Below are 10,020 nucleotides of genomic sequence, written 5' to 3'. Positions count from 1 at the left end.
GCCGCCATGTCTACATGGTTAAGGGTCGTCGTACAGACAAAAAGAAACGGCGGCTCTGAAAATCAAAGCCGCCGAAATAGAATAGGCGCGTGAAAATATGGCTGCTCTGCGACGGCTTTTTTTCTTTGCCGTCGTCCGGCAGATTATTTTAGAAATTATCTATTATCATTTTTTAGGTATAATTGTTCTCTTGTAGATCATATATGTTGCCACATAGTAGAAAAAGTAGACTACTAATAGCAAACATACGGTAAGGACTGTTTGCTGTATTCCAGATATGATAGAAGCTATCTGCAAAACTCCATTAACGTCATTTACTATGCTGCCTGTCATTACCGGAAATAAAAGCAAATTAACTAAAGTCGCCGGAACAACAGGCACGAAATATAAAAGAAACAACTGCTTTTTCAACAAAGTTTTTTTCTGATGATTTGCGACACCAATATAATCCAGAGTAAGATAATCTTTTCTTTCCTTGTTTGCCCAGCTTAAAATTTGAACTGATAAAAGGGTACAGGCAATGGCAGCAGATACAAATGCAAAATAGAATAACGGCAGGACAGTATAAACAGCCATAGAAGCAGACTGATTACGAACTCCTGTTTTTGAAAGTATCTGCACACTTTTGTTTATGGCTTTTAAGTCCTCAATTTGTGTTAATGACAAAGCAGAAAGTGTCTTTACTACAAATACATTTTGCTGTTTGTACAAAGCCTTACCAACTTTATCGGGAACAATGATTAAAAACCCGTTCCCATTTCCATATGACTCCTGTTGCATAAAATCTTCACTGTATATACCTCCGAAGTGACAAATTGTGTCACCAATCAAAAGCTGTGTGTGTTCTTCGGTATATTTTTCAAAAGGAGCTATATTGGGAACAGTGCAATGTATGATATAAGTATTCCTATCAAGCACGACGCTGGATAATCCCAGCATATCACGCAAATTATTGTAATCACTTATACACATAAAAGTATCTGTTGTTTCGCTCGATATAGAAAAACCAAATTTCCCCTGCACTGCCCTTAATGTTTCTTGATAAAAGGAATTATCTTTATTTGTATATAAGGTATACTCATAACTGCTATCCAAAAGATTATTTTCTTTTAGATAAGATAGATATTTAGAAAAATCTGTATTTTCCTCGTTTGAAAAAAGGGCTATATCAAAAGCAACAGCGTCAACGCGTTTTTCTACCATAGTGGTAAAATAAACTCCCCAGTTAATCGACAATAATGCAACTGTTATTAGAATTGAAGCTCCTATCATCAAAAAAAACATGGAGCGCAGTTTAGTAGTAAACTGCCGATAAACAAACACCCTTATATTTGTATATTTCCACTTGTTATTTTTTAAGCGGGAAGTGAAATGGTTCAGCAAAACAGCAAATAAGCCGTATGTTGCCGTCGAAAGAAGAACAAGAGAAAAAAGCGTTGATCCGTCCGGCATATTCTTAAAAGCAGACATTGTAATAATCGCAATCCCAATTATTCCTAAAAGCAGAGGAATCAGAGTTGCGGACAAGCCATATTTCTTTTCTCTATTATCAGAATTATCATTGTCTAAGTATAACAAATCTCGTACATTGAACTTACGGATACTACGACTTGTGCTAATGGAAACAAAAGAAAAAATAGCTCCCATATATACTAAAGTTAATATGATTGCTTTTGATGAAAATTCAAAGTTAAAATAGTATATTGTCGCATACATTTGACAAATTACAGCTTTTAATATCTGATAAAACAGCGTGCCTATAAAAACCCCGATAATTAAGACAAATACATAGATAAAATAATTTTCAAACATGAACATTTTTGCAATATCATTATTTTCAACACCTAATAGCATATATAAACCAAATTCACGGCTTCTTTTCCTCACCATAAACACGGTAATATGTTTTACCAATGCACTTATCACAAGCACAACAAGAACACTTACGGTAATAAGAATTAGCGGAAGTATTGATTTCTCATTTATGATAGCAGCTATTTCCTCCGAAAATATAATCATATTAAATGATAATAGCAATGCAACCGTAATGACCATAGTGATTATATAAATCATATATTCAACAACCTGTTTTTTTGCATTTTGTAATGATAATTTCTTAGGCATGGTTATTCACCTCCAAATGCAGATATTTCAGAAAGAATTGTCTGATAAAAGTCATTTCTATTGTGCTGCCCCTTATCAATTTCCTTTTTTAGGTTTCCGTCCTTTATGAAAAGGACACGATTTCCAAAACTTGCTGAAAAGGGATCGTGTGTTACCATAAGGATTGTACTTCTATCCTGTTCGTTCAATTCCGCAAGCATACTTAAAAGCTGCTTTGCGGACGCCGAATCTAAAGCTCCTGTCGGTTCATCTGCTAATATCAATTTGGGATTGTTTACAAAAGCCCTTGCACAAGCACACCTTTGTTTTTGCCCTCCCGACACATGGGCGGGTAATTTACCAGCTATATCACTAATGTTCAGCCGTTGCATAAGTCGTTTGACAATTTTTTCTATTTCTTTCCCCGGAATCCCCTTTATTGACAGAGGAAGAGAGATGTTTTCCTCAATAGTCAATGGTTCCAACAAATTAAAATCTTGAAAAATAAAGCCAAGATTTTCACGCCGAAACGCTGCCATTTTAGCGGACGAAATAGTTGTCAAATCCTGTTCACCCAAATATATATGACCGCTACTTACGCTGTCTATTGTTGAAATACAATTTAATAGAGTTGTTTTGCCGGAGCCGGACGCTCCCATAATACTAACAAAATCTCCTGAGTTTACAGAGAAACTTACTCGATCAAGTGCTTTTTTTAGATTGTTTCTTGTTCCGTAATATTTTTCAATTTCCACTACGTTTAAAAGCATTTTAATGTCCTCCTTTAATGAAAAACCAATAAGCAAATTAACATACTGAATGGCTGATGAAGCAGATATATCCAGATTGTTTTGTTTCCTAAAACCGATAAGCAGGGTAATTTACGCTGGGCGTATTTTTGCCATGTATAATGTTTCATGAATATCTGATTAAAATAAAACCCGCATAAATATAAAAATATCCACGGAAAAATAGGAAAGTAGTCACTTGAATGAAACCCCTCATGCGGAAAGCCTAACGGTGTAAGTATTTTTATATTGTATAATAGATTTGGAACTTGAATTTGTAGCAAACCGGTTATTCCAATTTGACCAAATTGTATTTGTTTGCAAAGCAGGAACAGCAAAAAGCAGATTGCCATTCCATAGATAGCAGGGATTTTCTTTAATAGTTTTTCTAAAGGAAGCGTAAGAAGGATTGCACAACCCATAAAATTTAATATTCCAAACCAAATTGTTTGCGCGGGAATGACTACTAATGTAATAATTGAAATCAGCAGCCCCAAAAGATTAAATATGATTCCACGCCGTAAATTCTTTTCTTTTCCCCATACCCATACAAAACCAGAAATAAAAATGAATGTGCAGCATATCGTCTGTTGCCAGATATGGATTGCCGGAAGGCTATACCATGTTGGAGATTTTTCATACACAATATACACATCGTATAAAAAATGAAATATAACCATATTGATAATAGCAACGCCCCTTATCCCGTCAACAAAATAATACCGTATCTTTTCTTCTTGCATACTGTTATCCTCCTATCTAATGCCATAATAGCAGACTTAAACAGGATAGACGGCTGGTTGGAAAAATTGCACGGTTGAAAGGAAAAATTAAAAAGTCCGCCGCTTCAAAACAGAAGTGACGGACTTTGATATAGTTTAGGATTCTATTCACTTTTTTCTATGTTGGATAGAAACAGCAGAATGCTTGCATTGAAAACATCATTTACACATTCGGTAGATAGATTACCATGATATTTTTCGACAATGCGCTGTACATTTTTTAAGCCATATCCATGTTCATTTTCTGGCTCAAAAGCAGAAAGTATGGCATGTATAGAAGGTTGTTCGTGATTGCAATTATTTTGAATATTGATATAAAGAATCCCACGGTCATATTTCATAAAAATTTCCAAAGTCGGATTTGGTATATCTGATAATGCGTTCAGCGCATTATCCAGCAGATTGCTTAAAATCACATTGGTGTCAAATGTTGAAATTTCAATCTGCTCTGGTATTTGGATTTTCCAAGATACATGAATATCCGTATTTTTCGCTTTTTCGATATAATAATTTAAAATGCTGTCAATACGTTCATTGCCGGACGATACAAATTTCTCTGTGTGATCCATGAAATCTCCCATATCCGAAAGATATTTAAGGGCAGCATCCTTATCCCCGGAAGATATTAAATCAGACAGCATTTTTATATGATGTTTCATGTCGTGCTTCAGAGAACGTGTATTTATCTGTGATTGCTGTATTATTTCAAATTGGTTTTCATACATACGGATTTCCTGTTCTAATATTTCCCGTTCCTGCTCTCTTTTTGATTTTTTCCATTTTTCTAATGCAAACTCCAGAATGGAAAATATCACGATTGCTATTCCTGTGCTGACTAAGCATTGTTTGTTTTCTACAAATGTGTCATGGAAGCAGATTTTTAAAATAATCCAGTTTAATCCCCAATATATGACAGGCAATAGCAGGGCAACAGCAAGACGTACAGCAATCTTTCCTTGAAAAAGAAATACCACAACAAGTAAGAATAGAATTTCAAATACAAACAGAATTGTATTTGCAGCAGAAAATTTTTTTGAAACAGGCATAAGCCTTAAATAACAGCTAACAATAAAAAAGGCGGCAAAAATAATTCCCACTATTTTTTTATTAACCCGGTGCTTTCCAATACAGTTTGTGCAAAAACGCATAAGCAGTAAAATATGTACTGCATCAATCATAAAAATAGCAATATAACATAATAACAATAAACTCACTCCTTTCGATAAAGTTCCGTCAGACAAGATTTCATAAGTTTTCTATATTTTTGGCTTATTGGTAAAATAGTACCGTCTGTCATTTGAACAGCGTCATATTTGTAAATGGAAACATAGGAAGAATTTACAATATATGATTTATGGATTGTCCAAAATCCTTTTCCGTCCACTTGCTCTACTACTTCCTGCATGGTTCCATAAAAGGTTGTTACACCTGCTTCGGTATGTATTTCTATCTTCTTTCCATTACAGGCAAAATAGAAAATTTCATCTAAATATAGCCGTTGTATTGATTTCCCTATGTGAAAGAAAAAATCATTCTTCATAAGATTATTCAGCCGTATGTATTTATCTATGGTTTCATTGACGGTTTTTTGTGTAATGGGTTTTATGAGGAAATCAAGCGGTCTAACTTGAAACAAACTCATTGCATAAGTTTCTTTAGAAGAAATATATACAATACTGATTTTTTCATTTCCAAGTCGTTCTCTTATCTGCTTTCCGACTTGAACACCGTCAAGCTGCAAAAGTTGAATATCCAGAAATATTAACCCATATTTATCTTTGTTTTCTATCGTTTTGAACAAAGTTTCTCCCGAATAGAATACTTCTGTGTCTATCTGCAATGCTTGAAGTTTAGCATAATTTAAAATCATGTTTTCAATATCAGAGCAAGTACCGATTTCATCATCACATATTGCTATTCTTATCAACACGATCACCCCGTTTCTTGTATCTTCCGTCAGTGGGTTTTTCCGCGTCCTTTGGTATCAGCCACATACGGCTGAATTTTGCCACACCGGGTATGCGGTTTTCTTCACATAGCTTCTGTACCCGCCTTTCCGAAATGCCCCATTTCTTCGCTGCTTCCGGGGCAGAAATATACTCTAACATCTTCATTCACCCTTTCTTAAAACTTTATCAGCTATAATTATATACGGTCAGCCGAATAAATGAAAGGTTCTTTCTGTAAATTGTTGAGAATTATTTTGGCTAACTGATTGAACTGTGTAGACATATCCAAGCAGAAAGGGGAACAGTAAAATGTAATTGGGTGAATAAATATGGCAAAAAGACCAGTAGAAAAATATGACTTCAAAGCATTTGGAGAAGCGATAAAAGCTGCGCGGACGGGACGCAGGGAAAGTCGCAAACAGGTAAGTGATGAAATGTATATTTCCCCTCGCTACCTTGCGAATATTGAAAATAAAGGACAGCACCCCAGTCTGCAAATCTTTTTTGAGCTTATGCTCCGTTACAATATATCCGTAGACCAGTTCCTTTTAGATACGCCCGCCGGAAAAGATACAAAGCGGCGGCAGCTCGACGCTCTCCTTGATGATATGAGCGATAACGGCATACGGATTGTAACAGCAACCGCAAAAGAAATTTCAGAAGTCGAAAAAGAGGACAAATAAAAACGTCCGGCAAAATTGAATATGGATTTTAGGAAGCGTTGTAATCTTTTTGAGATTGCAGCGTTTTTTCTTTTGCATAAGTTCGGCAAAATGGCTTTTTCTCCGTAGAGGGAAATAAGGACAAAAAAGATAAAAAACTTTCTTAGCAAGCATAGGAAAAGAGTACCCTTTTCCGTATTTTCGCCCTCTTGCCCTGCGGTGCGTCGGTTGAAAATTGCTTGTTGGGAAGTGTCCCAAACCCTCGGAACGGAAAGGAGCGATTGCATGAACGGACGCAAAAGAAAAATACAAATCAAATTCTATGTAACAGAGGAAGAACGGGCGTTGATTGAGCAGAAAATGAAGCTCGTTCCTACCAAAAACATGGCGGCGTATCTTCGCAAGATTGCCATTGACGGCTATATCATTCAGACAGACCATAGCGATATAATAGCCATGACAGCGGAGATACAGAAAATCGGGGTCAACATCAATCAGATTGCAAAGCGTGTCAATGCGACAGGCAGCGTCTACCAAGAGGACATAGAGGAAATAAAGGGGGTGCTTGCGGAGATATGGCGATTACAAAGATTAAGCCTATTAAAAGCACGTTGAGTAAAGCCCTTGACTATATCCAAAACCCGGATAAGACAGACGGGAAAACGCTTGTGTCCTCCTTTGGGTGCAGCTATGAACCGGCAGATATTGAGTTTGAATATACCTTGTCGCAGGCTCGGCAAAAAGTGAATAACTTAGCCTTTCATCTGATACAATCGTTTGAACCGGGAGAGGTGGACTGTGAGAAAGCCCATGCAATCGGAAAGCAGCTTGCCGACGCAGCAACAAAGGGACAGCACGAATACGTCCTAACTACCCACATAGACAAGGGGCATATCCATAACCACATCATTTTTTGCGCGGTCAATTTTGTTGACTACCATAAGTACAATTCCAATAAGCGCAGCTACTACGGCATACGGAACATGAGCGATAAGCTGTGCAGGGAAAACGGGCTGTCCGTTGTCGTTCCGGGTAAAGGCAGTAAGGGAAAAAGCTATGCAGAATATCAAGCGGAAAAAACGGGAACAAGTTGGAAAGGCAAGCTGAAAATTGCCGTTGATACGCTTATCCCCCAAGTAGCAAGTTTTGAAGAATTGTTGCAGCGATTACAGGCAGCAGGCTATGAGATAAAGCCGGGAAAATATATCTCCTGCTGCGCTCCCGGACAGGAACGGTTTACCCGCTTAAAAACCCTCGGTATAGATTATACAGAGGAAGCAATCAAAGAACGGATTGCAGGCAAGCGCACAAAAATAGCGAAAGCTCCCAAAGAGCAGCGCGGCGTATCGTTGCTTATTAACATTGAAAACAGTATCAAGGTACAAGAGAGCCGGGGCTATGAACAGTGGGCAAAAATCCATAATCTGAAACTGGCGGCAAAGACTATGAATTTCTTGACCGAACATCAGATTGAACAGTATGCGGATTTAGTCAGCCGGATTGAAGAAATAAATGCGGAAAATGAAAAGACCGCAGACGCATTAAAGAGCGTGGAGAAACGTCTTGCAGACATGGTGGTGCTGATGAAGCACGTTACCACCTACCAAAAGACAAAACCTGTTTATGAAGCATACCGCAGGACAAAGGATAAGGGCGCATACCGGGAAAAGCAGGAAAGCAGTCTGATACTCCATGAAGCAGCGGCAAAGGCACTGAAAGCATCGGGCATTACAAAGCTCCCCAATCTCGCCGCTATGCAGGAAGAATACGGGAAGCTCCAAACGCTGAAAGAAGCCCTTTACGCTGATTATGGAAAGCTGAAAAAACAGGTCAAGGAATACGACGTTATCAAGCAGAACATAGACAGCATTTTACGGCAGCCAAGAGAGCCGGAACGGGAAAAAGGTAAAGAACGTGAGTAGCTTTGTTCATACTTATGTGATATAATAGTTCATATCAAAGAAGTTTCGTAGTACGACAAATTTGAATTTTGGGGAGGTGTAATAGATGGATAAGAAACGGTTGAAACGAGCGCTGGGAGTTGCAATCCCACTTGCTGTCATCATAATCGGCATAAGTTATAACAGCTATATTAAGATGCACACTTTCACCCTTTCAGGTGGTGAGATAGTGAAAAGCGAACAGATACAGCCTGTTGGCGGAAAGGTAAAAGTTACTGGTACTGCTGATACAGATGTTGTATTTACGGATATTGAAAGCGGAGAAACTTATGTAATAGGTTACATTACTTCTAGGGTAGGCGATACAATTAAACTTGAGCGAGGAAAATGGTACAGAGTGGAAGGCATTGGAGAACTTACAGTGAGCCCCGTCAATGTTCGTATAGAATAACAACTCCCAGTTTGTCAAATAAAAGGAAGTGTCAGAGAATGGAACAGGAAATGCCGGACTATGAAACGATACGCGCCGCCGTTACGGGCGAAAAATGGGCGTTGGAAAAAGTGCTTGATTGTTACGGCGACGAAATCAACCACCTTGCAATGGTAAAAAAGCGTCAGCCGGACGGAACGACAAAAGAAGAAATCGACGAAGATTTACGGCAAACACTCACACTGAAACTGTTAGAAGCTATCCCACAATTCCCAATCGAAAAGGAGTGATACCATGACACGCGGGGAAATTTGGAAAGACTTTTTCAAGAGAACTGTTTTGCCCGCCGTTATCGCATTGTTTTTATTCTTCATGTTCAAGAACGTCTTTACAGAGGACGGGCAGACCAATTACTTTTATGTATGGCTGTGCTGCGGTATTCCCTTTGGTATTCGCCGTATGTTCGTATGGCTTGTACCGCATGGGTATGACATAGCCGGAACGGTGGATATCGTCGCCCTCAACTTTATTTTGGGCGGCATTATCGGCGGGGTCATTTTGATATGGCGGCTTGTCGTGGCTACATGGTATATCCCCCTTACGATATATCGTTTACTTACCGCAGATAAGGGCACAACCCCTCAAATCAACATGGAAAAATAGCAAAGAAAAAACCGGGACGCAGACAGTCAGTAAAGACTATCCGCGCCCCGGTTTTCTTATGGGTGCAGCTATGAAATGTTACGCAGTAGAACCCCGATTTCAAGGAAAAAGGTATTCTGTATCGCCTATGCCAGTTTCACGTCATTTATGCCCTGTAAATCAAGGCTTTTTTCGCCCTTATTACGTAACCGCCGCGCGTCGTTTCCTCATGCGTTCGGCTGCCTGTCTGCGGGTAATACGCTTTCGGCAGTCCGGGCAGTATTTGACGCTGTTTGATTTTGATACAAAGAATGTACCGCACTCACTACAACGCTTTTTATCTTCGGTCTTGAAAAGCTCTGCATACAGCAGCCTGTCAAGAGGAAGTACGGCGGTCTGAAACCATTTGCAAAGCAAGGAGTAGGAAATAAGCTGCGGGCAGACACATTCCTCTCCGTCGTCCAGTAAGATACAGTGTCCGCGCTCGCAGTTGCAGCACTCCTTTTTTACAAGGCGGTTGACTTTCCGACTTTGAGGCGGCGTGAGCCGCTTAACCCCGGTCATACCTCATCAGCGGCGAAAATGGCAAGCTCCGCATACTCATTTTCTGTTAGTGGGTAGATTTTCTGTAAGGTGCGCTCTGCAAAGGGGCGCATATCCTCGTCCATGAACGGCAGCGCAGCCGTCATATTTTCAATAAGCTGTGCCTTGCTTCCCTCATGGTATATACTCAACAGGTTCATTTCTTCAACGGTCAGTCTAA

Annotated in this window: 14 protein-coding genes; 6 read left to right on the top strand and 8 right to left on the bottom strand. The window is 39.0% G+C overall.

Features of this window, described 5'->3' with window-relative positions; translation table 11 throughout:
• Positions 1 to 165: 165 nt before the first annotated feature.
• The 6 genes from DWW13_RS12590 to DWW13_RS12565 form a co-directional block, all read right to left on the bottom strand.
• Complete coding sequence (locus tag DWW13_RS12590; protein WP_118720263.1) at positions 166 to 2,124, bottom strand: FtsX-like permease family protein; 1,959 nt, start codon at positions 2,122 to 2,124, stop codon at positions 166 to 168.
• 2 nt (positions 2,125 to 2,126) lie between these two features.
• Entirely contained in the window at positions 2,127 to 2,879 is a 753-nt protein-coding gene (locus DWW13_RS12585) for an ABC transporter ATP-binding protein (protein WP_118125321.1), read from the bottom strand.
• Between the two features lie 8 nt (positions 2,880 to 2,887).
• Complete coding sequence (locus DWW13_RS12580; RefSeq protein WP_118720261.1) at positions 2,888 to 3,634, bottom strand: heparan-alpha-glucosaminide N-acetyltransferase domain-containing protein; 747 nt, start codon at positions 3,632 to 3,634, stop codon at positions 2,888 to 2,890.
• Between the two features lie 143 nt (positions 3,635 to 3,777).
• Entirely contained in the window at positions 3,778 to 4,878 is a 1,101-nt protein-coding gene (locus DWW13_RS12575) for a sensor histidine kinase (RefSeq protein ID WP_118720259.1), read from the bottom strand.
• A gap of 5 nt (positions 4,879 to 4,883) precedes the next feature.
• Positions 4,884 to 5,600, bottom strand: a complete 717-nt coding sequence (locus tag DWW13_RS12570; protein ID WP_147398330.1) for a LytR/AlgR family response regulator transcription factor — start codon at positions 5,598 to 5,600, stop codon at positions 4,884 to 4,886.
• On the bottom strand, positions 5,578 to 5,787 hold the full coding sequence (locus DWW13_RS12565) for a helix-turn-helix domain-containing protein (protein WP_334291901.1): 210 nt from the start codon (positions 5,785 to 5,787) through the stop codon (positions 5,578 to 5,580). Before DWW13_RS12565 ends, DWW13_RS12570 begins: the two co-directional genes overlap by 23 nt.
• Before the next feature lie 164 nt (positions 5,788 to 5,951).
• Between DWW13_RS12565 and DWW13_RS12560 the strand changes: the two genes are divergently transcribed.
• The 6 genes from DWW13_RS12560 (at position 5,952) to DWW13_RS12535 (ending at position 9,278) form a co-directional block, all read left to right on the top strand.
• Complete coding sequence (locus DWW13_RS12560) at positions 5,952 to 6,305, top strand: helix-turn-helix domain-containing protein (protein ID WP_055168862.1); 354 nt, start codon at positions 5,952 to 5,954, stop codon at positions 6,303 to 6,305.
• Between the two features lie 264 nt (positions 6,306 to 6,569).
• A complete protein-coding gene (locus tag DWW13_RS12555) occupies positions 6,570 to 6,899 on the top strand; it encodes a plasmid mobilization protein (RefSeq protein WP_118720255.1) in 330 nt (109 codons plus the stop codon).
• Positions 6,860 to 8,206 carry a relaxase/mobilization nuclease domain-containing protein gene (locus tag DWW13_RS12550; RefSeq protein ID WP_118720253.1) on the top strand — a complete coding sequence of 449 codons (1,347 nt, stop codon included), beginning with the start codon at positions 6,860 to 6,862 and terminating at the stop codon, positions 8,204 to 8,206. The genes DWW13_RS12555 and DWW13_RS12550 overlap by 40 nt, the downstream gene beginning before the upstream one ends.
• 85 nt (positions 8,207 to 8,291) lie before the next feature.
• The gene (locus DWW13_RS12545) at positions 8,292 to 8,636 is read left to right on the top strand and encodes a hypothetical protein (protein ID WP_005921702.1); all 345 of its coding nucleotides are present in this window, start codon (positions 8,292 to 8,294) and stop codon (positions 8,634 to 8,636) included.
• 38 nt (positions 8,637 to 8,674) lie between these two features.
• The gene (locus tag DWW13_RS12540; RefSeq protein ID WP_118720251.1) at positions 8,675 to 8,905 is read left to right on the top strand and encodes a helix-turn-helix domain-containing protein; all 231 of its coding nucleotides are present in this window, start codon (positions 8,675 to 8,677) and stop codon (positions 8,903 to 8,905) included.
• A gap of 4 nt (positions 8,906 to 8,909) precedes the next feature.
• Positions 8,910 to 9,278, top strand: coding sequence for a DUF6050 family protein (locus DWW13_RS12535; RefSeq protein WP_118720249.1), 369 nt, complete (start codon positions 8,910 to 8,912; stop codon positions 9,276 to 9,278).
• 180 nt (positions 9,279 to 9,458) lie between these two features.
• Here the strand turns inward: DWW13_RS12535 and DWW13_RS12530 are convergent, their stop codons facing one another.
• Positions 9,459 to 9,821, bottom strand: a complete 363-nt coding sequence (locus DWW13_RS12530) for a cysteine-rich VLP domain-containing protein (protein ID WP_118720247.1) — start codon at positions 9,819 to 9,821, stop codon at positions 9,459 to 9,461.
• Positions 9,818 to 10,020 (bottom strand): transposon-transfer assisting family protein (locus DWW13_RS12525; protein WP_118720287.1); only part of this gene is annotated, 203 nt, incomplete at its 5' end. The genes DWW13_RS12530 and DWW13_RS12525, both read right to left, overlap by 4 nt.

This window comes from Blautia sp. AF14-40, from assembly GCF_003479665.1.
Taxonomy (GTDB): Bacteria; Bacillota; Clostridia; order Lachnospirales; family Lachnospiraceae; genus Fusicatenibacter; species Fusicatenibacter saccharivorans.
The sequence above is the reverse complement of the archived record's forward strand: the minus strand, read 5'-3'. Positions and strand labels throughout refer to the sequence as shown.